Genomic DNA, 24,861 nt, shown 5'->3' with positions numbered 1-24,861 from the left:
CTAAGCTGCAGGCATGGACGACTCAGATTATTTGCGCCTGCTCACCGTGGCGGCCGAACAAGCCAATGCTTTCCTGTCCAATGCGCGCAAATGGGAGCGTGAGCGTTGGGTCTGCCAGCGCCTGCTGCAAGGCCTGAACGTGCCGTTCCGTGCCGAAGAGTTTCACGCCGCCGGGCAGGAACCACCGGATGTGCTGTTTCGCGACGCCAGTTTCGAGGTGTTCTTCGTGCTCGATGAGGGACGGCGTCTTAACGATGAGTGGCGCGATGAATTGCTGCGCAGGCGCAGTGCGTTTTCACTCAGCCAACTGGTGCGGCGCGAAGCCAAGCCACGACGCATTCCGGCCCATGAGTTCCTGCTGCGTCTGGCGCCCACGTTGCGCAAAAAAGCGCATAACTATAAAGAGCGCGGCATGGACCTGGGCGAGCTGGACATCGTCGCGTTCACCAGCCTCAAGCGCGAAGTGCTGGACCTCAACAGCCATTTCCCTCCGCCTACCGAATACCTGCGCCAGGGCTGGCGCTCGCTGTCGCTGGTAGGGCCGACATTTGCTCGTGTGCTGTTCGCCCACCCGGAAGCCCCGGATTTCTTGCGCAACAATCTGGGGCGCAGCATAGTGTTCGATGTGGGCATCAGCCTCTGAGAACGCGCCTGTAACGTGGCGCCGGTTTACAACGTCTACCAGACGGGGCTTGTATGCCCAGCCGCCTTTTGAGTTACCTGACGCTATGAGCTGCCTGGCGCTCGCGAGGGTAACTGCTCCGATTTCCTTTAGCCTTGCGAGATATCCCCATGACCCATCGTATTATCATCGTCGGCGGCGGCGCCGGCGGCCTGGAGTTGGCTACCCGCCTGGGCAAGACTCTGGGCAAGCGCGGTACCGCCAGCATCACGCTGGTGGATACCAACCTGACCCATATCTGGAAACCGCTGCTGCATGAAGTGGCTGCTGGCTCTCTGAACTCTTCGGAGGACGAACTCAATTACGTCGCCCAGGCCAAATGGAATCACTTCGAGTTCCAACTGGGCCGCATGAGCGGGCTCGACCGTGAGCAGAAGAAAATCCAGCTGGCCGCCACCCTCGACGAAGAAGGTCGCGAGCTGGTGCCGGCACGGGTGCTGGGCTATGACAGCCTGGTGATTGCAGTTGGCAGCACCACCAACGATTTCGGCACCGAGGGCGCGGCGCAGCACTGTTTGTTTCTCGACACTCGCAAACAGGCCGAGCGTTTCCACCAGCAGCTACTCAATCACTACCTGCGCGCCCATGCCGGGCAGACCGATGCCGTTGAGCAGATCAGCGTCGCCATCGTCGGCGCCGGTGCCACCGGGGTGGAGCTGGCGGCCGAGCTGCATAACGCCGCCCACGAACTGGCCGCCTATGGCCTGGACCGCATCAAACCGGAAAACATGCACATCACCCTGATCGAAGCCGGACCGCGGGTGTTGCCGGCGCTGCCGGAACGCATTGGCGCGCCTGTGCATAAAACCCTGGAAAAGCTCGGTGTGACGGTGCTGACCAATGCAGCGGTGAGCGAAGTGACCGCTGACGCATTGATCACCAGCAGTGGCCAGGCGATTCCCGCGAGCCTCAAGGTATGGGCGGCCGGCATTCGCGCACCGGTCTTCCTCAAGGATATTGATGGGCTGGAGACCAACCGCATCAACCAGTTGCAGGTGCTGCCGACCTTGCAGACCACTCGCGATGAAAACATCTTCGCCTTTGGTGACTGCGCCGCCTGCCCGCAACCGGACACCGACCGTAACGTGCCGCCCCGTGCGCAAGCCGCTCACCAGCAGGCATCCTTGCTGGCCAAGTCGTTGAAGCTGCGCATCGAAGGCAAGGATCTGCCCACCTACAAATACACTGACTACGGGTCACTGATCTCGCTGTCGCGGTTTTCGGCAGTGGGTAACTTGATGGGCAACCTGACCGGCAGTGTGATGCTGGAGGGCTGGCTGGCGCGGATGTTCTATGTGTCGCTGTACCGTATGCACCAAGTGGCCCTGTATGGGTTCTTTCGTACGGCGATGTTGATGTTGGGCAGCAAGATTGGGCGGGGTACGGAGCCGCGTCTTAAACTGCATTAATAACCAGGTCTTGAAGGAGATCTGAGGGCGGGAGCCGGCTTGCTCGCGTATGCGCTGTGTCAGCAGTACACCTGTGACTGAACCACCGCATTCGCGGGCAAGCCCGCTCCCACATGTGCTTTGCGGTGAGCTCAGGATTCGCGCGCACAAAAAAATCCCCGTATCTTTCGATACGAGGACTTTTAATATGGTCGGGGTAAGGGGATTCGAACTCCTGACATCCTGCTCCCAAAGCAGGCGCGCTACCGGACTGCGCTATACCCCGGTAAAAAAAAGGCGACCTTTCAGTCGCCTTCTTCGATCAGCGCTTTTGGCCTCTGATCTTAAGATTCGATTCCAGCGCTAACTGGTCTCAAAAATGGTGGGTCGTGTGGGATTCGAACCTACGACCAATTGGTTAAAAGCCAACTGCTCTACCAACTGAGCTAACGACCCAAATATGGTCGGGGTAGGGGGATTCGAACTCCCGACATCCTGCTCCCAAAGCAGGCGCGCTACCGGACTGCGCTATACCCCGGTTTGAAATTGGCTCCGTGACCAGGACTCGAACCTGGGACCCAATGATTAACAGTCATTTGCTCTACCGACTGAGCTATCACGGAACTGCATATTTCAAATTTTACTGCGATGTAACTTCCTCTTCAGCCCTGTCCGTATCGCTACGTTAGTGCCTCTGAGGCGCGCTATTCTACAATCTTAAAACCCTCTGTCAACCCTTTAAATTGCTTTCAAGACAAGGATTTGCGCTTCTTTCTGATTTCTTCCTGGGGGGAAGAAACCCGTGGGCTGACATTGCTGCGGGGCGCACTTTACAAGCCTTTGCCTTACAGTTCAACGCCCTATCGAAAAAAAGGCCCCGCAATGCGGGGCCTCTCTTTATTTGCGTACAGGCCGGGCTTAATGGAAAACGATTTCGTCGTTCTCCACCGTCGCCTCGACGCTGGTGCCCGGCATGAAGCTGCCCGAGAGGATCAACTGCGCCAGCGGGTTCTCGATCCAGCGCTGGATGGCACGTTTGAGCGGCCGCGCGCCATACACGGGGTCGTAACCGACCGCGATCAGCTTGTCCAACGCCTCTCGGCTCAGCTCCAGCGACAGTTCTCGCTCGGCCAGACGCCCACGCAGGCGGCCCAGTTGGATCTCGGTAATGCCCGCGATCTGATCCCGCGCCAATGGCTCGAAGATCACCACTTCATCGACCCGGTTGATAAATTCCGGACGGAAGTGTGTGGTCAACGCATCCATGACCGCAGCACGCTGGGCTTCGCGATCACCCACCAGTTCCTGGATTTGCGCCGAGCCCAGGTTGGAGGTCATCACGATCACTGTGTTGCGAAAGTCCACGGTACGCCCGTGACTGTCGGTCAGGCGACCGTCTTCGAGCACCTGCAGCAAGATGTTGAACACATCCGGGTGCGCCTTCTCGACCTCATCCAGCAGGATCACCGAGTAAGGCTTGCGCCGCACGGCTTCGGTCAGGTAACCGCCCTCTTCATAGCCAACGTAGCCTGGCGGTGCGCCGATCAGGCGCGCCACCGAATGTTTCTCCATGAACTCGGACATGTCGATACGCACCATGGCCTCTTCGGTATCGAACAGGAATTCCGCCAGTGCCTTGCACAGCTCGGTCTTGCCCACACCGGTCGGGCCCAGGAACATGAACGAGCCACTCGGACGGTTCGGATCGGACAACCCGGCGCGCGAACGCCGTACCGCGTTGGAGACCGCCACCACCGCCTCGTCCTGACCGATGACACGCTGGTGCAACAGGTGCTCCATTTTCAGCAACTTGTCGCGCTCGCCTTCGAGCATTTTCGACACCGGGATACCGGTCCACTTCGAGACGACTTCGGCGATTTCTTCCTCGGTCACCTTGCTGCGCAGCAACTGATTCTCGGACTTGCCGTGCTGGTCGACCATCTGCAGGCTGCGCTCCAAGTCCGGGATCACCCCGTACTGCAACTCGGCCATGCGGTTCAGGTCGCCTTTACGGCGCGCGGCTTCCAGCTCCTGGCGGGACTGCTCGATCTTTTGCTGGATCTGCGCAGAGCCCTGCACTTCGGCTTTTTCCGAGGTCCAGATTTCTTCGAGGTCCGAATACTCGCGCTCCAGGCGCTGGATTTCTTCCTGGAGTTTTTCCAGGCGTTTCTTCGCGGCGTCGTCTTCTTCTTTCTTCAAGGCCTGGGATTCGACTTTCAGTTGAATCAGGCGCCGGTCCAGACGGTCGAGTACTTCCGGCTTGGAGTCGATCTCCATGCGAATGCGGCTGGCCGCTTCATCGATCAGGTCGATGGCCTTGTCCGGCAACTGCCGGTCGGTGATATAGCGATGGCTCAACTTGGCCGCCGCAATGATCGCGCCGTCGGTGATCGCCACCTTGTGATGCACCTCGTAACGCTCTTTAAGGCCACGCAGGATCGCGATGGTGTCTTCTTCGCTCGGCTCCTCCACCAGCACTTTCTGGAAGCGGCGCTCAAGGGCCGCGTCCTTTTCGATGTACTGGCGGTATTCGTTGAGCGTGGTAGCACCGACGCAGTGCAACTCACCGCGCGCCAACGCGGGCTTGAGCATGTTGCCGGCGTCCATGGAGCCCTCGCCTTTACCGGCGCCGACCATGGTGTGAAGTTCGTCGATAAACAGAATAATCTGCCCTTCCTGCTTCGACAGTTCATTAAGCAGGGATTTCAGACGCTCTTCGAACTCGCCACGGAACTTGGCGCCAGCGATCAGCGAGCCCATGTCAAGCGACAGCAGACGCTTGCCCTTGAGGCCGTCCGGCACTTCGCCGTTGATGATGCGCTGGGCCAGGCCTTCGGCAATCGCGGTTTTACCCACGCCAGGTTCGCCGATCAGCACCGGATTGTTCTTGGTGCGGCGTTGCAAGACCTGAATGGTGCGACGAATCTCGTCATCACGGCCGATCACCGGGTCGAGCTTGCCCTCTTCGGCGCGCTTGGTCAGGTCGACAGTGTATTTGTCCAGGGCCTGACGCGACTCCTCATGATTGGGGTCGTTGACCGCATCGCCGCCACGCAGGTTGTTGATGGCATTTTCCAGGGCCTTCTTGCTCACGCCCTGCCCCAGCAACAACTTGCCGAGCTTGCTGTTCTCGTCCATGGCGGCGAGCAGCACCAGTTCGCTGGAGATGAACTGGTCGCCTTTCTGCTGGGCCAGGCGATCGGCCTGGTTGAGCAGGCGTGCCAGGTCCTGGGACATATTCACGTCGCCAGTGGGATTCTGGATTTTTGGCAGTTGGTCGAGCTCTTTGCTCAACTCCTTGCGCAGGCTGTTGACGTCAAAGCCCACCTGCATCAACAAGGGCTTGATAGAACCACCTTGTTGTTCCAGGAGTGCCTGCATCAAATGAGCAGGCTCAATCGCCGGGTGGTCGAGGCCGACCGCCAGGGATTGGGAGTCCGATAAAGCCAACTGTAATTTGCTGGTTAAACGATCAATACGCATTAGTCACCTTCCTTTTGAGCAGGCCGGAGCTGTAAACACATCCTGAATGAAGAAACCTGCCAGATACCCTTATAGATGGGGTGGATTCTGGAAGATTCAAGCGGGCGACACTTGACGTGGATCAGGAGAGTCTAGCGTTCAAGCCAGATAAGGGAGGCAAACCGGCCGGTGCGAGGGCTGCGACGGTAGGAGAAGAAACGCGGGTCGGTGACAGTGCAAAAACCGCCGCCATAGACTGCCATGATGCCACGCGCAGCGAGGCGCAGCCGGGCCAGTTCGTAGATGTCGGCCATGAACTTGCCGGGATTGCGGCTCGGCACGAACGCCTGGGCAGTGATCGGCAGTTGCGCCATGAACGCTTCGCGCACCTCCGGACCGACTTCAAAGGCTTGCGGGCCGATTGCCGGGCCGAGCCAGACCAATACGTCGGCCGGTTCAGCAGCCAGGCTTTCGACCGCCGCCTCCAACACGCCAGCCGCGAGGCCACGCCAACCGGCGTGGGCCGCCGCGACACGGGTGCCGGCGCGATTGCAGAACAATGCCGGCAAGCAGTCGGCCGTCATGGCCGTGCAGGCGATACCCGGCGTGCTGGTCCAACTGCCATCGGCTTCGGCGATGCGGCTCGGATCCGCTTCGACTACGTTGACCCCGTGGACCTGACGTAACCAGGCTGGCTCGATAGCAAATGCATCGGTAAGCCGGCGGCGATTTTCCAGCACGGCGTCCAGGACGTCGTCGACATGATCGCCCAGATTGAGGCTGTCGAACGGCGCCAGACTGACGCCGCCCGCCCGGGTGGTAACACAGGCTTTTACCTGAGACGGCGCAGGCCATTCAGGAATCAGCCAGTCACTCATCCGACAAACGCCTCGCGATCCTGCTTGAGCAACGACAACAACCAGACCAGATCGTCTGGGAGCGGCGATTCCCAGCTCATTCGCTTACCGCTCGTCGGATGATCCAACTCCAGGAAGCGGGCATGCAGTGCCTGGCGCGGGAAGGTTTTCAGCGATTCGACCATGGTCTGGCTCGCCGCAGGAGGGATGCGAAAGCGACCGCCGTAGGCCGGATCTCCGACCAACGGGAAGTTGATATGGGCCATATGCACACGAATCTGGTGGGTACGCCCGGTTTCCAGCTTCACCCGTACATGGGTGTGGGAGCGGAAACGCTCCAGCACGCGGTAGTGGCTGACGGCCTGCTTGCCGCCCTCCATGACCGCCATGCGCTGGCGCTGCTGGCCGTGGCGACCAATGGGCGCGTTGATCTTGCCGCCCGCCACCACCACACCGATCACGATGCATTCGTAGATCCGGCTAACGCTACGGCTCTGCAATTGCGTAACAAGCTGCGTCTGCGCCTGGATGGTCTTGGCCACCACCATCAGGCCGGTGGTGTCCTTGTCCAGGCGGTGCACGATGCCGCAGCGCGGGACATTGACGATGTCCGGCACATGGTGCAACAAGGCATTGAGCAAGGTGCCATCAGCGTGCCCGGCTGCCGGGTGAACCACCAGGCCTGCGGGTTTGTTGATGACCAGGATGTCGTCATCTTCATAGACGATATCCAGCTCGATGTCCTGGGCGACCCATTCTCCCTGGGCTTCCTGCTCGGCAGTCAGCTCAAGAATCGCACCGCCATGGACTATGTCTCGCGGGCGGATAACCGCTCCATCCACAGTCAGGCGGCCGTCTTTGATCCAGGCGGAAAGGCGCGAGCGCGAGTGCTCAGCGAATAATTGTGCGGCGACTTGATCGAGGCGTTGGCCGCCCAATTCGGACGGCACCTCTGCGCGAAGTTCAATTTTATCGGACATGCTCAGACTAGGCGTGGCACAGCCTTTGGTTTCGGCTGCGCGCTTGTGGTTAAATACGGCGTCTTTTGCCCCGAGGCTTTCAACGGGGCGCTCATCATAACAGGACGGCCCCGCCCAAGACAGCGGCCGTCATAGGGACGCAAGCCGCCATGCAAGTGAAACACCTGCTGCTGATCGCCATCCTCGCCATGACTGCTGCTTGCTCGTCAACAAAGGACGTCGTCGACGAAAACCTGAGCGAAGTCGAGCTGTACCAGCAAGCTCAGAAAGACCTGGACAATAATAGCTACACCAGTGCCACAGCCAAGCTGAAGGCCCTGGAGTCGCGTTATCCGTTCGGGCGCTACGCCGACCAGGCGCAGCTCGAGCTCATCTACGCGAACTACAAGAACGCCGAGCCGGAAGCTGCCAAGTCCGCCGCCGAGCGGTTCATCCGCCTGCACCCACAGCACCCGAACGTGGACTATGCCTACTACCTCAAGGGCCTGACCTCGTTCGACCAGGACGTAGGCCTGCTGGCGCGCTTCCTGCCGCTGGACATGACCAAGCGTGACCCCGGCGCTGCCCGCGACTCCTACAACGAGTTCGCCCAGTTGACCAGCCGCTACCCCAACAGCCGCTACGCGCCGGACGCCAAGCAGCGCATGATCTACCTGCGCAACCTGCTGGCGTCCTACGAGATCCATGTCGCCCACTACTATCTGACCCGTCAGGCCTATGTAGCGGCCGCCAACCGTGGTCGCTATGTAGTGGAAAACTTCCAGGAGACCCCTTCGGTGGGTGACGGCCTGGCGGTAATGACCGAGGCCTACCAGCGTCTGCACCTGGACGAGCTGGCCAACACCAGCCTGGAAACCCTGAAGCTCAACTACCCTGATCACCCAAGCCTGAAAGACGGTCAGTTCGTGCCTCAGGTGGCTGAAGCCGACAACCGTTCGTGGCTGAGCAAGTACACCCTGGGCCTGATCGACTCCCGTCCACCGCTGCCGCCGGGTGAAACCCGCGCCAACCAGGACGTGATCAAGCAGTACCAGGACGCCAAGGATGCCATTCCTTCAGAGCTCAAGCCCCATGACGAGAACGGTGACGTGATCGAGGAGCAGGAGCCACAGGCCCTGGGTAACAACCAGGACCGTTCCTGGTTCAGCTACATGACCTTCGGCGTGTTCGACTGACCTCTCCGACGCAACGCAAAAGGGAGCTCTCAGGAGCTCCCTTTTTCATGTGCGTCTATTTATGCACTGTGCGCCCGACGCGTCCTTGGCTAAACTGCCGCATTCCCTGTCGAGAAACTGCCCATCATGGTTCGTCTACTGTTCTGGATTGCCGTCATTGCTGCCGCGGTATGGTTATGGCGCAAGTTCAAAAGCCCGGCAGCCCGGCAGCAGCGCCCCGGCGAGCCCGGCGCGGCACTGATGGTGCGCTGCGCCCACTGCGGCGTGCATTTGCCGCAGGATCGTGCCATCAGTTCACGCCAGGACTGGTATTGCACCCAGGCGCACCTGGAGCAGGGTCCGAAATCTATCCAGCGTTGAGCCGACCTGCTGGCGCATAGGGTGCGGGGTCAATGATCGGCGCCCGCTCAAGCAGCAAGTCCGCGAACAACTGACAGGATGCCGGGGCAAGCACCAGGCCATTGCGGTAATGCCCGCAGTTGAGCCACAGCCCCTTGAAGCCAGGCACCTCGCCGATATACGGAATGCCCTCCGGCGAGCCCGGTCGCAAACCAGCCCAATGGCCAACCACTTCGGCATCCGCCAACCCGGGTATCAACTCCACGGCCGACGCCTTGAGACTGTCCAGCGCGAACCGGGTTGGCGTCTTGTCGAACCCTGCGTGCTCCAGGGTGCTGCCGATCAGAATGTGACCGTCGCGCCGGGGAATCGCATAACGCCCCTTGGCCAGCACCATGCTCGATAGAAAATCAGGCGCACATTTGTACAAAATCATCTGACCCTTGACCGGCTCCACGGGCAGTGCCAACCCCAGTTTGCCCAGCAACTCCCCGCTCCAGGCACCTGCCGCGAGCACCACCTGATCACCCAGGATCGGACCCGCTGGCGTGTTCACACCCACAACGGTGTCACCGTCCAGAACGAACCCTTCGACCTCGCACTGCTCTTGAATGGTCACACCCGGCAATGCCAGCAGCGCGGCCTGGAGGGATTTGACCAGGCGCGGATTACGCACATTGGCCACGTTAGCCATGTAGATGGCCTGGGAGTATCCGGCGCCCAATACGGGAACGGCATCGTGCGCCGCCGAAACATCGACTTTGCTCAACGGCCGCCCTTCGCGGGCTGCCCACGCCAGCGCTGCGTCTTCGTCATCCAGGTCCAGCCAGTACAAACCGGTGGTGTACACCTCTGGATCGACGCCGGTTGCGGCAAATAATTGCGCTGCCAGCTGTGGATAAAAATCCTGGGACCAATGGGCCAGCGCAGTGACTGCCGGGCTGTAGCGCCAAGGGTACAGCGGCGAAACGATCCCACCACCCGCCCACGAAGACTCCTGACCAAGGCCGGCGCGGTCCAACAGAACCACCGCCAGCCCTTGAGTGGCAAGGTTGAACGCCGTCAGCAATCCAATTACACCGCCGCCGACAATCACCACTTGCTGTTGCTTAGTCATTATTTGATCCAGCCGATAAAAAGGGAAAGGCGCGCCCGGCGCCCATTCTTCCTGCACGCTCATCACTGCCCCCAGCATGTCTTGCGCGACATGTCGGGAGTCGCAGCCGGGTTGGTGCGCTCACCGCTGCTGGCGAGACCGAATGCCCCGCAGGGATCAGCCGCCATCACCGAGTTGGCGACAGGCGTCGCGAGCAGGCTGAATGTATCGAGATCCAACGCAGCCGTGATTCTATAGCGATCATTGCCATCACTGACGCCGCTCGCATCAATAAAGGTGCCGTTTCGGCTGTAAAAGCGCTCGAGATGCTGCGCCTGCTGCGTCAACAACGCGACGATTTCTGCACGGTATGCCTTTTTTACATAGCTGGTGTAGCCGGGATAGGCAATACCGGCCAGCAACGCGATGACCGCCACGGCGATCAGTAACTCGATCAGGGTAAACCCCCTGCTATCCATGCCCATTTACACGCTCCCTAGTGCAACTGCCGCCACAGGACCCGCCGATACTGCGCGTCCTCCCCCTCTCCCACTTGCGCGTACATGGCCTCCAGCACAGTACGCACCTGGCCGCTGATGCCCACGGCCGTGACCCGATACAGCGGCGCCGCGGCCTGGGGCAGCAGATGCGGCAACCCCGTTGCCGGCCCAAGCGACTGAACCCCATAGAAACCGTTCGTCATGGCAAGCCACTTCACTGCCGAAACAGGATGGGTCCCAGGCCCCGTCACTGAAGCCGACTCCCCCGGTGGCCCACAGCTTATGACCGATGCGCACACCGGCCACGCGGCAGCGGCTCGACGCAGGCTCGACTCGCCCAATCTCAGGCCGCTTTCGGCACGTTGCAGCGATTGATTGCGATGCCACGCACTGCCCGCGCTTTTCTGCTGGGACACAGCGCCCTGCATCGACGACAGGCCTGTCAGTGATAACAGCAGCAGGAACACCAGGCTGATCAATAACGCCATGCCCTTCTGCCGATGATCAATTGCGCGCATACCCACTATCCCAGCCGATTACGCAGCGCCGCGACGACGCTGTAGGTCTGGTCTTTCACGCGCTCGGTGGGGTCCTGCAGTGTCAGGCGGATACGCACGCTGCGGATCAACGACTCGTCCGCCGGGCTCTGTTCATAACGCACCACATGGCGCGACTCGGATCGAGCGGCCACGCCAAAGCTCAAGTCGAACGCCTGCACGTTATCCACCAGCACCGTTTTCGCCGGAGCTGCCGGGGTGCTGACCTTCAACTGGCCCGACTCGAAGGTGTAGGTCAATTGCCGTATCGCAAAACGTATCTGCCCGGGGGCTACCGAAGGAGGCGCACCGGCAAAGGCCTGGGCATGGCCGGAACAGTCGGACAGCACAGTCCAATCCGGCAGGCCGCTGCCCTCTCCCACATCGGCCGTCACCAACGTCAGCGACTTCGAGCCTCCCGTCGCGCTCCAGCTTATCGGTCGATCAAACGCCACCGGCGCATTGTCGATAACCGCCGTGGCCTGGCAGCCAAACATGCCCACCTGCCGAATATCCTGAATCATTTTGCCGAGCACGAAGCGTGCATCATCCTGCAACAGCATTGCCGCCTGCTGGCTGACCTGGGACGCTCGAGTACTGATCGCCACATGGCTGACGCCCAGCGTCAGCAGCAAGCCGACTGCCAACGCCAGCAGCATCTCCACCAGGCTGAAGCCTCGAACAGCGCGATTCATCGGATAACGTCCGCATCGCCCGTGATGCGGCTGGTCAGGGTGAAGGTTTGCCGTGCCCCCTGGATGTTCGAGCCCCGCGTGTCATCCCAACCGATACTGACGGTCACTTCGCCACCGCGAACGGAGACCGCGCCCTTGCCGCTTTCACCGGCAAACCCGGTGATGTTGGTGTCGAAATCATGCAAATCGAGGTCACGCACACTGGCGCTCGAGCTGGCCGGTGGCGCGTACTCGGTGCGCACCCACGCGTAATCAGCCCCGGCGTTGGCGCGCATGCGGTCCAGCATGTCGTAGGCGATAAAGCTGGCCTGACTGATCATGCGTGCGCTGTCGGTGTATTTGAGCGCGTTGAGCTGGACCGCCGCCGCGCCCAGCAGGTCGACGGCGAGTATGAGCATCGCCACCAGCACTTCGATCAAGGTCATGCCCGCTTGGCACTTGGGGCAAAAGAGAGTTGGGCAGGCAGGCATTTACCGTCGTTATCCATGTCGAGGGCCGAAAACAAGCAGGAAGATCCTGCGGTGCGACCCAAGACTAGCGGCGCTTTTCGAACCCTGCCGCTGCCGGAACAAAGGGAAATACTTTGGACATGAAGGCCATCATCCAGCGCACGGACCTGCGCGCTATACCTGAACAGGCAACCCCAATACCCATCACGTCCACGGAGGGACGACTTATGAAACAGCGAGGTTTCACCCTGATCGAACTGCTGCTCGGATTAATCATGAGCGGCATCCTGGCGCATTTGGCCGTGCCAAGCTTCAGGGGTTTGCTGGAATCCCGGCATCGCCAGGACGCCGCGCAATCCCTGGCCAGCGGCATGCGCTACGCGCGCACCGAGGCGATCGCACGGAATCGGCCGGTGATCATTCACGCCATGGACGACGACTGGAGCCGTGGATGGCGCGTGGTAGTGGACATGAGCGGACGCGGCTATCAGGACGACGATAATCCGGTGTTGCGGGTACGCCAGGACGGCGCACGCGTGCCGATCGCAGGTAACAGTCCGGTTAGAAGCCAGGTGCGCTTCAGTGGGATGGGCGAGCCGGTCTTTGCCGGCGGGGGATTTCGTGCGGGCACTGTGCATGTGTGCGACGCAGATCAGGCGCTGAGCCTGTATCAGGTGGTACTGGCGCCCAGCGGACGCATCAGCCTGCGCAGCGACAGGGCCGAGCAGGCGTTGTGCCGGAGTGGCTCCGGCAGCCTGGCAATCAAAGCAGCGAGCGAACCCGCAGCTCCTTGGGCATGGAGAAAGTGATGTTTTCTTCACGACCGGCCAGCTCGTCGGCACCGGTGGCACCCCAGGCATGCAGCTGCTGGATCACGCCGCGCACCAGCACTTCCGGAGCCGAGGCGCCAGCGGTGATGCCGATGCGCTCGACACCGTCGAACCAGCTGCGCTGCAGGTCTTCGGCGCCGTCGATCAGATACGCCGGTGTCGCCATGCGCTCAGCCAGCTCGCGCAAGCGGTTGGAGTTGGAGCTGTTGGGGCTGCCGACCACCAATACCACGTCGCATTCGTCGGCCAGTTGCTTGACCGCGTCCTGGCGGTTCTGCGTGGCGTAGCAGATGTCGTCCTTGCGCGGGCCGCCAATGGCCGGGAAACGGGTGCGCAAGGCATCGATCACACGGCTGGTGTCGTCCATGGACAACGTTGTCTGGGTCACGAAAGCCAAACGCTCGGGATTCTGCACCTGCAAGCTGGCGACGTCTTTTTCGTCTTCCACCAGATAGATGGAGCCGCCGTTAGTGGCGTCATACTGGCCCATGGTGCCTTCGACTTCCGGGTGACCGGCATGGCCAATCAGGATGCATTCACGGCCGTCGCGACTGTAGCGTGCCACTTCGATGTGCACCTTGGTGACCAGCGGGCAGGTGGCGTCGAATACTTTAAGGCCCCGCCCCGCCGCTTCGGTGCGCACGGCCTGGGATACACCGTGGGCACTGAAGATGACGATTACGTCGTCCGGCACCTGGTCGAGTTCTTCGACAAAGATGGCACCGCGTGCGCGCAGGTCTTCGACCACGAATTTGTTGTGGACGACTTCATGACGCACGTAAATCGGTGGCCCGAAGACTTCCAGGGCGCGGTTGACGATTTCGATCGCCCGGTCCACGCCGGCACAGAAGCCACGGGGGTTGGCGAGTTTGATTTGCATGCTGTGCCTCGTGTCTTGCAGCCAGTTTGAGTCAGGTGTTGACGCTGGCCGAACTGCCTGTGGAGATCAAAGGTGGGAGGGGGCTTGCTCCCGATGGCGGTGCGTCAGTCAATTTTTCGATACCTGACCCACCGCTATCGGGAGCACCCCCTCCCACATTTAGTTACAGCGCTTTAACGTCGATGATTTCAACGTCGAACGTCAAGGTTTTACCGGCCAACGGGTGGTTGAAGTCGATAGTCACTTGCGCGTCATCGAAGGTTTTGACCACGCCAGGCAATTCGGTATTGGCCGCATCATTGAAGATCACCAGCAAACCTTCCGACAGGTCCATGTCCTGGAACTGCGAACGCGGGATGATCTGCAGGTTTTGCGGGTTGGGCTGGCCAAAGGCGTTTTCCGGCAGGATCTGCAGGGTGCGCCTGTCGCCGGTCTTGAACCCGAACAGGGCCACTTCAAAACCCGGCAGCAGGTTGCCATCGCCGACCTTGAAGGTCGCCGGGGCCTTGTCGAAGGTGCTGTCGACCGTGTCGCCATTTTCCAGGCGCAGTGCGAAGTGCAAGGTAACTTGGGTGTTCTGGCCGATGCGTTGTTCAGTCACTGCATGATCAGTCATTGACGGGCTCCCCGGTCTTCTTGCTCTTGAACATATCCAGCGCGAGCATGATTGCACCGACGGTGATGGCGCTGTCGGCAAAGTTGAACGCCGGGAAATAGTGGCGGTTCTGCCAATGCACCAGGATGAAATCGATCACATGGCCCAGGGCAATGCGGTCGTACAGATTGCCCAGCGCGCCACCCAGCACCAGCGCCAGGGCGACGGCCAGCCAGGTATCATCGCGGCCCAGACGCTTGAGCCACACCACCAGCACCGCACTGACCACTACTGCGATCAGGGCGAACAGCCAGCGTTGCCAACCGCCGCTGTCAGCCAGGAAGCTGAAGGCGGCGCCGGTGTTGTAGGCTAGGGTCCAGCTGAAGTAATCCGGGATCACCACGATTTGCTGGAACATTTCCAGGGAGCCTTCGAAATGAGCCTTGCTGACCTGGTCGATGACCAGCACCAGCAAGCTCAATACGAGCCAGCCCAGGCGTCCGAAACGGCTGGTTGCCTCAGGCATAGTGGCGTACCTCGCCGCTACCTGTGATGTTGTCGACGCAACGACCGCAGATTTCCGGATGCTCAGGATTCACGCCGACATCTTCACGGCAGTGCCAGCAACGGGCGCACTTGGGGAAGGCCGACTTGACCACTTTGAGCTTGAGGCCCGGCACTTCGGTGGCGACCGCGTCTGCCGGCGCCTGGGCGAACGGTGCCAGGCTCGCGGTGGAAGTGATCAGCACGAAGCGCAGTTCGTTGCTCAGCTTGCTCAGGTCGGCGGTCAGGCCTTCCTCGGCAAACAGGGTGACTTCGGCTTGCAGGTTGCCACCGACGGCCTTGGCCGCACGCTGGACCTCAAGCTCCTTGTTCACCGCGACCTTGACGGCCATCACGCCTTCCCAGTACTCGCGGCCCAGTTCGAAGTCGGCCGGCAATTCGGTCAGGCCTTCGTACCAGGTGTTGAGCATCACGGACTCGTTACGCTCGCCCGGCAGGTATTCCCACAGTTCGTCGGCGGTGAACGCCAGGATCGGCGCGATCCAGCGCACCAGCGCTTCGCTGATGTGGTACAGCGCGGTCTGCGCCGAGCGGCGCGCGGTGCTGTTGGCGGCGGTGGTGTACTGGCGGTCCTTGATGATGTCGAGGTAGAAACCACCCAGCTCCTGAACGCAGAAGTTGTGGATCTTCGAGTAGACGTTCCAGAAACGGTATTCGCCGTAGTGTTCCTGCAACTCGCGCTGCAGCAACAGGGTACGGTCTACAGCCCAACGGTCCAGGGCGAGCATGTCCTCGGCCGGCAGCAGGTCGGTGGCCGGGTTGAAACCGGTCAGGTTCGACAGCATGAAGCGTGCGGTATTGCGGATGCGCCGGTAGGCATCGGCGCTGCGCGCGAGGATCTGCTCGGAGACAGCGATTTCGCCCGAATAGTCGGTCGACGCCACCCACAGACGCATGATGTCGGCGCCCAGGGTGTCGTTGATCTTTTTCGGCTCGATCACGTTCTTGAGCGACTTGGACATCTTGCGGCCCGTCTCGTCGACGGTGAAGCCGTGGGTCAGCAGCTCGCGGTAAGGCGCGTGGTTGTCGATGGCGCAACCGGTCAGCAATGACGAGTGGAACCAGCCACGGTGCTGGTCCGACCCTTCCAGGTACAGGTCGGCACGCGGGCCGGTCTCATGGCCCATCGGGTGCGAACCGCGCAGCACGTGCCAGTGGGTGGTGCCGGAGTCGAACCACACGTCGAGGGTGTCGCTGATCTTGTCGTACAGCGGCGCTTCGTCGCCCAACAGCTCGGCGGCGTCCATCTTGAACCAGGCTTCGATGCCTTCCTGTTCGACGCGCTGGGCCACCACTTCCATCAGTTCGACGGTGCGCGGGTGCAGCTCGCCGCTTTCCTTGTTGAGGAAGAACGGGATCGGCACGCCCCAGTTGCGCTGGCGGGAGATGCACCAGTCCGGACGATTGGCGATCATCGAGTGCAGGCGCGCCTGGCCCCAGGCCGGGACGAACTTGGTGTCTTCGATGGCGCTGATTGCGCGCTTGCGCAGGGTGTTGCCGCTGACGGGCTCTTTATCCATGCCGATAAACCACTGCGCGGTGGCGCGATAGATCAGCGGGGTCTTGTGGCGCCAGCAATGCATGTAGCTGTGCTTGATAGTTTCGGTGTGCAGCAGCGCACCGACTTCCGTCAGTTTTTCGATGATCGGTTCGTTGGCCTTGAAGATGAACTGGCCGCCGAAGAACTCCAGGGACGGCGCATAGACGCCGTTGCTCTGTACCGGGTTGAGGATCTCGTCGTTGACCATGCCATAAGCCTTGCAGGTCACGAAGTCGTCCACGCCATAAGCTGGCGCGGAGTGCACCACGCCAGTACCCGAACCCAGCTCGACATACTCGGCCAGATACACCGGCGACAGGCGGTCATAGAACGGATGACGGAAATTGATCAGCTCCAGTGCGGAGCCGGTAGTGGTGGCGATCACCGAACCTTGCAATTGGTAGCGTGCCAGGCACGCCTCGACCATTTCTTCGGCAAGCACCAGCAGGCGATCACCCACATCCACCAAAGCGTAGGTGAACTCCGGGTGAACGTTCAACGCCTGGTTGGCCGGGATGGTCCACGGGGTGGTGGTCCAGATCACGATGGCCGCCGGCTTGCTCAGGCTCGCCAGGCCGAATGCCTGGGCCAGTCTGGCTTCGTCGGCGATCGGGAAGGCCACGTCGATGGTCGAGGACTTCTTGTCTTCGTACTCGACTTCCGCTTCGGCCAGCGCCGAACCGCAGTCGAAGCACCAGTTCACGGGCTTGAGGCCCTTGAACACGAAACCGCCCTTGACGATTTCGGCCAAGGCGCGGATTTCACCGGCCTCGTTCTTGAAGTTCATGGTCTTGTAGGGGTTGTCCCACTCGGCCAGTACCCCCAGGCGGATGAATTCGGACTTCTGCCCTTCGATCTGCTCGGTGGCGTAGGCACGGCACAGCTCGCGGGTTTTATCGGCGCCCAGGTTCTTGCCGTGGGTCACTTCGACCTTGTGTTCGATCGGCAGGCCATGGCAGTCCCAACCCGGGACATACGGCGCATCGAAGCCCGAGAGGGTCTTGGAGCGCAGGATCATGTCCTTGAGAATCTTGTTCAGCGCATGACCGATGTGAATCGTGCCGTTGGCATAAGGAGGGCCGTCGTGCAGCACGAATTTCGGACGATCCTTGCCAATTTCGCGCAACTTACCGTACAGGCCAATACTGTCCCAGCGCTGCAGGATCTGCGGTTCGCGCTGTGGCAGGCCGGCCTTCATTGGGAAGGCGGTGTCCGGAAGGTTTAGCGTGGCTTTATAGTCGGTCATTTAAGGCTCTTCGGTTAGCGATGGGCGCTAGGTGCGGCTAGTGCACGGGCGGCGGCGACATCCGCATTGATCGCCGTTTTCAACGCCTCAAGCGAGGCGAAGCGCTGCTCTTCACGCAGCTTCTGGTGGAAAACCACCGTAATGCGCCGGTCGTATAAATCGCCGGCAAAATCCAGCAGGTGAACTTCCAGGTGGGCCTTGCCATCACCTGCAACCGTGGGCCTGACGCCTATGTTGGCGACTCCCGGCCACGATTGGCCGTCGATGTCCACGCTAACCAGATAAACCCCGGTCAGCGGCACACGACGACGCTTGAGTTGCACGTTGGCCGTTGGCGTGCCCAGTTGGCGAGCCAGCTTCTGACCGTGCAGGACCCGCCCGGCAATGCGGAACGGGCGACCGAGCAAACGCTCGGCGAGGGCGAAGTCGGCAGCGGCCAGGGCGTTACGCACCTGGGTACTGCTCACGCGCAGGCCGTCCAGTTCGACGGTTTGCGCGGCCTCAACGGTGAATCCCTGGTTGACGCCGGCGTGTTGCAGGAAATCGAAATCGCCCACGCGGTCGCAGCCAAAACGGAAGTCATCGCCGACCTCCAGGTGCTGCACGCCCAGGCCGTCGACGAGGATACGGTCGACGAACTCGGCGGCACTGAGGCTTTGCAAGCGCTGGTTGAAGGCCAGGCAGAGCACGCGGTCGACGCCTTCTTCAGCCAGCAGCTGCAGCTTGTCGCGCAAACGCGCCAGACGCGCAGGCGCTGTATCGGGGCTGAAGAACTCCCGCGGCTGTGGTTCAAAAATCACCACGCAGCTGGGCACGCCCAGCTCGACAGCACGCTCACGCAGCCGGGCCAGGATAGCCTGGTGACCACGGTGAACACCGTCAAAGTTGCCAATAGTGGCGACGCAGCCCCGATGCTCGGGGCGCAGGTTGTGGAGACCTCGAACCAGCTGCATAACGCGCTTCTTGCTCATAAAGTGGTCGATTATAACCACACCCAGCCTCGGACGACAGGCAACAGCGCAGGCCAAATGGATCGAATCGATAAAACAGCTGTTTTATCGCGGCAAACTCTCTATTGCAGGGACTTGCGATTGAAATCGCGCAAGCGAAAACCTTGCAGCAGCAACATTCCGAAGTACACCACCACCCCGGCCACTACCAACACGCCAAGGCGCATGAAGCGCTCCAGCATGAAACCCTGGTCCCACGCCGGCATGAAATGCATCAACCCGAGCAGCACCGCCGACATCATCGCCACCGCCACCAGCAGCTTGAGCGCAAACAGGCCCCAGCCCGGCTGCGGCTGGAACATCTGCTGTTTGCGCAACTGGTAGAACAACAGGCCCGCGTTGATGCAGGCACCTGCGCTGATGGCCAGGGCCAGGCCGGCATGGGCCAGCGGGCCGATAAACACTAGGTTGAGCAGTTGAGTGACGACCAGCGTGAAGATGGCGATTTTCACCGGCGTGCGGATGTTCTGCTGGGCATAGAAGCCCGGCGCCAGCACCTTGATCACGATGATGCCGAGCAGGCCCACCGAATAGGCGATCAGTGCGCGCTGGGTCATCAAGGCGTCATGCGCGTCGAACTGGCCGTACTGGAACAGTGAGACGGTCAATGGTTCGGCCAGGATTCCCAGGGCCAGGGAGCACGGCAACACCAGCACGAAACACAGGCGCAGACCCCAATCGAGAATGCGCGAGTACTCCTGGCGATCCTTGCTCGCGTAAGTACGCGCCAGGGTCGGCAACAGAATCGTGCCCAGCGCCACACCGAGCACGCCGGAGGGCAGTTCCATCAGGCGGTCGGCGTAATACATCCACGACACGGAGCCCGAGACCAGCAGCGAGGCGAACGCGGTGTTGATGATCAGAGAAATCTGGCTCACCGACACGCCAAGGATCGCTGGCAGCATATTGCGCATGACGCGCCAGACGCCGGTGTCCTTGAGGTTCAGGCGCGGCAGCACGAGCATGCCGATTTTTTTCAGGTGCGGCAGTTGGTAAAGCAGCTGCGCCAGGCCACCGGCGAGGACGGCCCAGCCGAGCGCCATGACCGGCGGGTCGAAGTAGGGCGTGAGGAACAGCGCGAAAATGATCATGCTGACGTTGAGCAGAGTCGGCACGAACGCCGGCACCGAAAAGCGGTTCCAGGTGTTGAGGATTGCGCCGGCCAGCGAAGACAGGGAGATCAGCAATATATAAGGAAAGGTCACGCGCAGCAGATCGGTGGTCAGCGCGAATTTTTCCGGGGTATTGGCAAAACCGGGGGCCGTGGCCCAGATCACCCAGGGCGCGGCGAGCATGCCAAGTATCGTTACCAGCATCAGCACGAGGGTCAGCAGGCCTGAGACGTAGGCAATAAAGGTGCGGGTTGCCTCCTCGCCCTGCTGGGTCTTGTATTCGGCCAGGATCGGCACGAACGCCTGGGAAAACGCACCCTCGGCAAAGATCCGTCGCAGCAGGTTGGGCAGTTTAAAGGCGATGAAGAACGCATCCGTGGCCATGCTGGCGCCGAAAATGCGTGCCAGCAGGGTATCGCGCACAAACCCCAACACCCGGGAGATCATCGTGATAGAGCTGACGGCAGCCAACGATTTGAGCAGATTCATTGAAAGAGTTTGCGCCTTTGGATAAAGAGCAGGCGAACTAAGCGCCCACTTATGCGATACTGCGCGCCTGCAACAGCACAGCGCCAAAGCTCGCGAGTTTACAGGTCAAGCGCCGGAAATAAATCACCCGCCTCTTCAGATCGACCACTCAGCAGTTCGCATCAGCCGCCCTTGACAACCCGTCAAGTCATCGGCATGATTCGCGGCCTATTTTGTTTGCTATTTCCTAAAAAGTCTTTCGAGGAGCTCGACGGTGGCCAACACACCTTCCGCCAAAAAACGTGCAAAACAGGCTGAGAAGCGTCGCAGCCACAACGCCAGCCTGCGTTCCATGGTTCGTACCTACATCAAGAATGTAGTTAAAGCCATCGACACCAAAGACGCTGAAAAAGCTCAAGCAGCCTACGTTCTGGCTGTGCCGGTTATCGACCGTATGGCTGATAAAGGCATCATCCACAAGAACAAGGCCGCTCGCCACAAGAGCCGCCTGAATGGCCACATCAAGGCTCTGAGCGTTCCTGCTGCAGCCTGAGTGGTAACAACTGCACACGCGACGTCAGTTGCGTAACAGTTAGGAAATGCCCCGTACCGAAAGGTCCGGGGCATTTTTGTGTGAGCCTGAAAATCACCACAGCCCCCTCCCACATTTGGATCGCGTACATTCTCAGGACAAAAAAACGCCCCGAACAAGTCGGGGCGTTTTTGCTGGCAGCTGATTGACGCACCAATTAGTGCTGATGACCGCCTTCACCGTGAACGTGGCCGTGAGCCACTTCTTCCTGGGAAGCGTCGCGGATGGCAACGATCTTCACCTGGAAGTTCAGACGCTGGCCAGCCAGCGGGTGGTTGCCGTCGACGGTGACGTCATCGCCATCCAGATCGCGGATGGTGACGATCTGCATCTGGCCGTCCGGCGCGGAAGCGTGGAACTGCATGCCCACTTCCAGTTCGTCGACACCTTCGAACATGCTGCGGCTCAGGGTGCTGACCAGTTCGGCGGAGTATTCGCCGTAGGCATCTTCAGGCTCCACGGCAACGGTCAGCTCATCACCAACCTCTTTGCCTTCCAGAGCCTTTTCCAGGCCTGGGATGATGTTACCTGCGCCTTGCAGGTAGACCAGCGGCGCGCCGCCGGCGGAGCTGTCGATGACCTCACCAGCGTCGTTGGTCAGGGTATAGTCAATGGAGACAGCCTTGTTGGCGGCGATCGGCATGGGGCGAGACCTTTTGCAGAAGAATGAAGAACGGACAAGTCTAAACAAGGATTTGCCCGAAAGCGAACAGAACCCGGACGGACGGGACCGAATAACGATAACCTTGGCACCTGATTTACGGTAGACGCTCACGCATAGAGCGCCACCCAAGCCATGCACCTCCAGAGAATTCGCATGCAGACTTTTTTTATCGCGCCCACCGATTTTGGTGTGGGTCTGACCTCCATCAGCCTTGGGCTGGTGCGTACCCTCGAGCGGGCCGGGCTCAAAGTCGGCTTCTTCAAGCCGATCGCGCAGCCGCACCCGGGCGACACCGGCCCTGAACGTTCCACCGAGCTGGTCGCGCGCACCCATGGCCTGAAACCACCGCAACCGCTGGGTCTGGCCCATGTGGAACGAATGCTTGGCGACGGTCAGCTGGATGAGTTGCTCGAAGAAATCATCACCCTTTACCAGCAGGCTGCCGTGGGCAAGGACGTGCTGATTGTCGAAGGCATGGTGCCGACCCGCAGCGCCAGTTACGCGGCGCGGGTCAACCTGCACCTGGCCAAGAGCCTGGATGCCGAAGTGATCCTGGTGTCGGCCCCGGAAAACGAAGTGCTCACCGAACTCTCCGGCCGCGTCGAATTGCAGGCCCAGCTGTTTGGCGGGCCGAAAGACCCGAAAGTGCTCGGCGTGATCCTCAACAAGGTGCGCACCGACGAGAGCATGGAAGCCTTCTCGGCGCGCCTTAAAGAACACTCGCCTTTATTGCGTAGCGGTGACTTCCGCCTTCTGGGCTGCATCCCCTACCAACCCGAACTCAACGCCCCGCGCACTCGCGACGTGGCCGACCTGATGGGCGCGCAGGTGCTCAACGCCGGCGATTACGAAACCCGGCGCATGACCAAGATCATCATCTGCGCCCGCACCATGCGTAACACCGTGGAGCTGCTCAAGCCCGGCGTGCTGGTGGTGACTCCGGGTGATCGCGACGACATCATCCTCGCGGTGAGCCTGGCCGCTATCAACGGCGTGCCACTGGCCGGCCTGCTGCTGACCAGCGACACCCTGCCCGACTCACGCATCATGGACCTGTGCCGGGGCGCCCTGCAGGCCGGGCTGCCGGTGCTGTCGGTGAGCACCGGTTCCTACGACACGGCCAACCAGCTCAACAGCCTGAACAAGGAAATCCCCATCGACGACCGCGAGCGCGCCGAGATCATCACCGATTTCGTTGCCAGCCACCTCGATGCGCGCTGGCTGCACCAACGGTGCGGCACGCCACGGGAGATGCGTCTGTCGCCGGCGGTGTTCCGCTACCAGTTGATCCAGCGCGCCCAGGCCGCCAACAAGCGCATCGTATTGCCCGAAGGCAGCGAGCCACTGACCGTGCAGGCCGCCGCCATCTGCCAGGCGCGGGGCATCGCCCGCTGCGTGTTGCTGGCTAAACCTGCGGATGTGGAAGCGGTGGCCCGCGCCCAGGGCATCGAACTGCCCGCCGGCCTGGAGATTCTCGACCCGGACCTGATTCGCCAACGCTATGTCGAACCGATGGTGAAGCTGCGCAAGAGCAAGAGCCTCAACGCACCGATGGCCGAGCAACAACTGGAAGACACGGTAGTGATCGCCACCATGATGCTCGCGCTGGATGAAGTCGACGGTCTGGTCTCCGGCGTTATTCACTCCACCGCCAACACGATCCGCCCTGCCCTGCAACTGATCAAGACAGCACCGGGCTGCACGCTGGTCTCGTCGGTGTTCTTCATGCTGTTCCCCGAGCAGGTGCTGGTGTATGGCGACTGCGTGATGAACCCGCACCCGAGCGCGGCGGAGCTGGCGGAAATCGCCCTGCAAAGCGCCGACTCGGCGGCCGCGTTCGGCATTACTCCGCGTGTGGCGATGATCAGCTACTCCAGCGGCGACTCGGCCAGCGGCGAGGAAGTGGAGAAAGTCCGCGAAGCCACCCTGCTCGCCCAAGAACAGCAAAGCGCGCTGCTGATCGACGGCCCGCTGCAGTACGACGCCGCCGCCAATGAAGCCGTGGCCCGGCAACTGGCGCCCAACAGCCAGGTGGCCGGCAAGGCCACGGTATTCGTGTTCCCCGACCTGAATACCGGCAACACCACCCACAAGGCCGTGCAACGCAGCGCCGATTGCGTGAGCCTGGGGCCGATGCTTCAAGGCCTGCGCAAACCGGTCAACGATCTGCCGCGCGGCGCGCAAGTGGACGATATCGTGTACACCATCGCACTGACTGCGATCCAAGCCGCCAACCGACCTATGGATATCTGAATGCTGGATTTTCTGCCTGCTGCCGTGCGCGGGGTGATTGCTTCCCTGCTGCTGGCATTGAATACGATCCTGTTGTGTTCGTTCCTGTTTATCGTCGCGCTGTTCAAAGCGCTGCCCTTCGCCAAGCGTTTCAGCGAATGGCTGATGAACCACACGCATGAAGCCTGGGTGACCAACAACAAGGGCTGGATGAACCTGGTGCGCCGCACGCGCTGGCACCTGAGCGGCCTTGAAGGGCTGGACTACCAGCACTCGTACCTGGTGACCAGCAACCACCAGAGCTGGGTCGATATCATGGTGCTGCAATACGTGTTGAATCGGCGGATTCGTCCGCTGAAGTTCTTCCTCAAGCAGGAGCTGATCTGGGTGCCGGTGATTGGTCTGGCCTGGTGGGCGTTGGGCTTTCCGTTCATGAAGCGCTACACCAAGGCTTACCTGGAAAAGCACCCGGAGAAGAAAGGCAAGGACCTGGAAACCACCCGCAGGACCTGTGCGAAGTTTCGTCACAATCCGGTGGGGATTTTCAATTTTGCCGAAGGCACGCGGTTTACACCGGGCAAGCATGCCCAGCAGAAATCGCCGTTTCGCTATCTGCTCAAGCCCAAGGCTGGCGGGATCGCGTTTGTGCTGGATGCGATGGGTGAACAGCTCAAGTCACTGGTCAATGTGACCATTCATTATCCTGGCGGGCGCCCGGGGTATTGGGATTTGCTGTGCGGGAATGTGAAGGATGTTGTTGTGCACTTTGAAGAGGTGCAGATCCCGGCTGAATTCATTGGCAAGAATTATGAACAGGATGGCGAGTATCGACTGGCGTTCCAAGGGTGGATCAACCAGCTGTGGGAAGACAAGGATGCGCTGCTGGACAGGCTGCACACCGATTTCCCAGCTAAAAGATGACCAAAATGTGGGAGGGGCTTGCTCCCGATAGCAGTGGATCAGAGACAG

General features: G+C 60.8%; 23 protein-coding genes, 4 tRNA genes and 1 pseudogene. 9 read left to right on the top strand and 19 right to left on the bottom strand.

The window, feature by feature from the left end:
• Positions 1-13 precede the first annotated feature (13 nt).
• Together VRB54_RS03600 and VRB54_RS03595 are read left to right on the top strand one after the other, a co-directional pair.
• Complete coding sequence (locus VRB54_RS03600; RefSeq protein WP_338479561.1) at positions 14-643, top strand: DUF1780 domain-containing protein; 630 nt, start codon at positions 14-16, stop codon at positions 641-643.
• Between the two features lie 149 nt (positions 644-792).
• Positions 793-2,091, top strand: a complete 1,299-nt coding sequence (locus tag VRB54_RS03595; RefSeq protein ID WP_338479560.1) for an NAD(P)/FAD-dependent oxidoreductase — start codon at positions 793-795, stop codon at positions 2,089-2,091.
• A gap of 188 nt (positions 2,092-2,279) precedes the next feature.
• On the opposite strand, the gene VRB54_RS03590 is transcribed toward VRB54_RS03595, so the two are convergent.
• From VRB54_RS03590 to rluD, 7 genes are all read right to left on the bottom strand, one after another.
• Positions 2,280-2,356 (bottom strand) — tRNA-Pro (locus tag VRB54_RS03590).
• Between the two features lie 94 nt (positions 2,357-2,450).
• Positions 2,451-2,526, bottom strand: a tRNA-Lys gene (locus VRB54_RS03585).
• A gap of 5 nt (positions 2,527-2,531) precedes the next feature.
• Positions 2,532-2,608, bottom strand: a tRNA-Pro gene (locus VRB54_RS03580).
• Positions 2,609-2,617: 9 nt separating this feature from the next.
• Positions 2,618-2,693 (bottom strand) — tRNA-Asn (locus VRB54_RS03575).
• Positions 2,694-2,988: 295 nt separating this feature from the next.
• On the bottom strand, positions 2,989-5,553 hold the full coding sequence (gene clpB / locus VRB54_RS03570) for an ATP-dependent chaperone ClpB (RefSeq protein WP_057006965.1): 2,565 nt from the start codon (positions 5,551-5,553) through the stop codon (positions 2,989-2,991).
• Positions 5,554-5,684: 131 nt separating this feature from the next.
• Positions 5,685-6,410 carry a peptidoglycan editing factor PgeF gene (gene pgeF / locus VRB54_RS03565; RefSeq protein ID WP_338479559.1) on the bottom strand — a complete coding sequence of 242 codons (726 nt, stop codon included), beginning with the start codon at positions 6,408-6,410 and terminating at the stop codon, positions 5,685-5,687.
• Positions 6,407-7,369 carry a 23S rRNA pseudouridine(1911/1915/1917) synthase RluD gene (gene rluD / locus VRB54_RS03560; RefSeq protein WP_015371141.1) on the bottom strand — a complete coding sequence of 321 codons (963 nt, stop codon included), beginning with the start codon at positions 7,367-7,369 and terminating at the stop codon, positions 6,407-6,409. The genes pgeF and rluD overlap by 4 nt, the downstream gene beginning before the upstream one ends.
• Positions 7,370-7,518: 149 nt before the next feature.
• Between rluD and VRB54_RS03555 the strand changes: the two genes are divergently transcribed.
• Both VRB54_RS03555 and VRB54_RS03550 read left to right on the top strand, forming a co-directional pair.
• Complete coding sequence (locus tag VRB54_RS03555; RefSeq protein ID WP_004372374.1) at positions 7,519-8,544, top strand: outer membrane protein assembly factor BamD; 1,026 nt, start codon at positions 7,519-7,521, stop codon at positions 8,542-8,544.
• A 126-nt stretch (positions 8,545-8,670) separates the two neighbouring features.
• On the top strand, positions 8,671-8,904 hold the full coding sequence (locus VRB54_RS03550) for a PP0621 family protein (RefSeq protein WP_004372376.1): 234 nt from the start codon (positions 8,671-8,673) through the stop codon (positions 8,902-8,904).
• Here the strand turns inward: VRB54_RS03550 and thiO are convergent.
• The 5 genes from thiO to pilV form a co-directional block, all read right to left on the bottom strand.
• Positions 8,891-10,000, bottom strand: a complete 1,110-nt coding sequence (gene thiO / locus VRB54_RS03545; protein ID WP_338479558.1) for a glycine oxidase ThiO — start codon at positions 9,998-10,000, stop codon at positions 8,891-8,893. The genes VRB54_RS03550 and thiO overlap by 14 nt on opposite strands.
• 62 nt (positions 10,001-10,062) lie before the next feature.
• Complete coding sequence (locus VRB54_RS03540) at positions 10,063-10,464, bottom strand: type IV pilin protein (RefSeq protein WP_338479557.1); 402 nt, start codon at positions 10,462-10,464, stop codon at positions 10,063-10,065.
• 11 nt (positions 10,465-10,475) lie between these two features.
• Positions 10,476-10,997, bottom strand: a complete 522-nt coding sequence (locus VRB54_RS03535; protein ID WP_338479556.1) for a PilX N-terminal domain-containing pilus assembly protein — start codon at positions 10,995-10,997, stop codon at positions 10,476-10,478.
• Positions 10,998-11,002: 5 nt separating this feature from the next.
• Entirely contained in the window at positions 11,003-11,710 is a 708-nt protein-coding gene (locus tag VRB54_RS03530; protein WP_338479555.1) for a PilW family protein, read from the bottom strand.
• Positions 11,707-12,180, bottom strand: coding sequence for a type IV pilus modification protein PilV (gene pilV, locus VRB54_RS03525; RefSeq protein WP_338479554.1), 474 nt, complete (start codon positions 12,178-12,180; stop codon positions 11,707-11,709). The genes VRB54_RS03530 and pilV overlap by 4 nt, the downstream gene beginning before the upstream one ends.
• A 206-nt stretch (positions 12,181-12,386) precedes the next feature.
• Between pilV and VRB54_RS03520 the strand changes: the two genes are divergently transcribed.
• Positions 12,387-12,968, top strand: coding sequence for a GspH/FimT family protein (locus tag VRB54_RS03520; protein WP_338479553.1), 582 nt, complete (start codon positions 12,387-12,389; stop codon positions 12,966-12,968).
• Here VRB54_RS03520 and ispH read toward each other — a convergent pair.
• The 6 genes from ispH to murJ form a co-directional block, all read right to left on the bottom strand.
• Complete coding sequence (gene ispH, locus VRB54_RS03515) at positions 12,922-13,869, bottom strand: 4-hydroxy-3-methylbut-2-enyl diphosphate reductase (protein ID WP_209988424.1); 948 nt, start codon at positions 13,867-13,869, stop codon at positions 12,922-12,924. The two genes, VRB54_RS03520 and ispH, sit on opposite strands and share 47 nt — an antisense overlap.
• 163 nt (positions 13,870-14,032) lie before the next feature.
• A complete protein-coding gene (locus VRB54_RS03510; protein ID WP_338479552.1) occupies positions 14,033-14,485 on the bottom strand; it encodes a peptidylprolyl isomerase in 453 nt (150 codons plus the stop codon).
• The gene (gene lspA / locus VRB54_RS03505) at positions 14,478-14,990 is read right to left on the bottom strand and encodes a signal peptidase II (protein ID WP_322212608.1); all 513 of its coding nucleotides are present in this window, start codon (positions 14,988-14,990) and stop codon (positions 14,478-14,480) included. The genes VRB54_RS03510 and lspA overlap by 8 nt, the downstream gene beginning before the upstream one ends.
• Positions 14,983-17,814, bottom strand: coding sequence for an isoleucine--tRNA ligase (ileS, locus tag VRB54_RS03500; RefSeq protein WP_338479551.1), 2,832 nt, complete (start codon positions 17,812-17,814; stop codon positions 14,983-14,985). The genes lspA and ileS overlap by 8 nt, the downstream gene beginning before the upstream one ends.
• A gap of 14 nt (positions 17,815-17,828) precedes the next feature.
• Positions 17,829-18,767: a bifunctional riboflavin kinase/FAD synthetase gene (ribF, locus tag VRB54_RS03495; protein WP_004372396.1), complete on the bottom strand. Its 939-nt coding sequence runs from the start codon at positions 18,765-18,767 to the stop codon at positions 17,829-17,831.
• A gap of 119 nt (positions 18,768-18,886) precedes the next feature.
• On the bottom strand, positions 18,887-20,425 hold the full coding sequence (gene murJ / locus VRB54_RS03490) for a murein biosynthesis integral membrane protein MurJ (RefSeq protein ID WP_338479550.1): 1,539 nt from the start codon (positions 20,423-20,425) through the stop codon (positions 18,887-18,889).
• A gap of 253 nt (positions 20,426-20,678) precedes the next feature.
• On the opposite strand from murJ, the gene rpsT reads away from it, so the two are divergent.
• Positions 20,679-20,957 (top strand): 30S ribosomal protein S20, encoded by a 279-nt coding sequence (gene rpsT, locus VRB54_RS03485; RefSeq protein WP_003188401.1) that lies wholly within the window; start codon positions 20,679-20,681, stop codon positions 20,955-20,957.
• Between the two features lie 196 nt (positions 20,958-21,153).
• Here rpsT and VRB54_RS03480 read toward each other — a convergent pair whose 3' ends face one another.
• Positions 21,154-21,639: an FKBP-type peptidyl-prolyl cis-trans isomerase gene (locus tag VRB54_RS03480; RefSeq protein ID WP_004372402.1), complete on the bottom strand. Its 486-nt coding sequence runs from the start codon at positions 21,637-21,639 to the stop codon at positions 21,154-21,156.
• Here VRB54_RS03480 and VRB54_RS03475 point away from each other — a divergent pair.
• The 3 genes and pseudogenes from VRB54_RS03475 to VRB54_RS03465 all read left to right on the top strand — a co-directional run.
• Positions 21,608-21,736 (top strand): annotated as a pseudogene (locus tag VRB54_RS03475) (DUF3565 domain-containing protein); the annotation flags it as partial. The gene VRB54_RS03480 and the pseudogene VRB54_RS03475 overlap by 32 nt on opposite strands.
• Positions 21,737-21,813: 77 nt before the next feature.
• A complete protein-coding gene (gene pta, locus VRB54_RS03470; protein WP_338479549.1) occupies positions 21,814-23,913 on the top strand; it encodes a phosphate acetyltransferase in 2,100 nt (699 codons plus the stop codon).
• Positions 23,914-24,813: an acyltransferase gene (locus VRB54_RS03465; RefSeq protein ID WP_338479548.1), complete on the top strand. Its 900-nt coding sequence runs from the start codon at positions 23,914-23,916 to the stop codon at positions 24,811-24,813.
• Positions 24,814-24,861 lie beyond the last annotated feature (48 nt).

The sequence above is a fragment of the Pseudomonas trivialis genome (genome assembly GCF_036864995.1).
Lineage (GTDB): Bacteria > Pseudomonadota > Gammaproteobacteria > Pseudomonadales > Pseudomonadaceae > Aquipseudomonas > Aquipseudomonas trivialis.
Note: the sequence above shows the minus strand (reverse complement) of the source record. Positions and strands in the feature narration are given on the sequence as shown.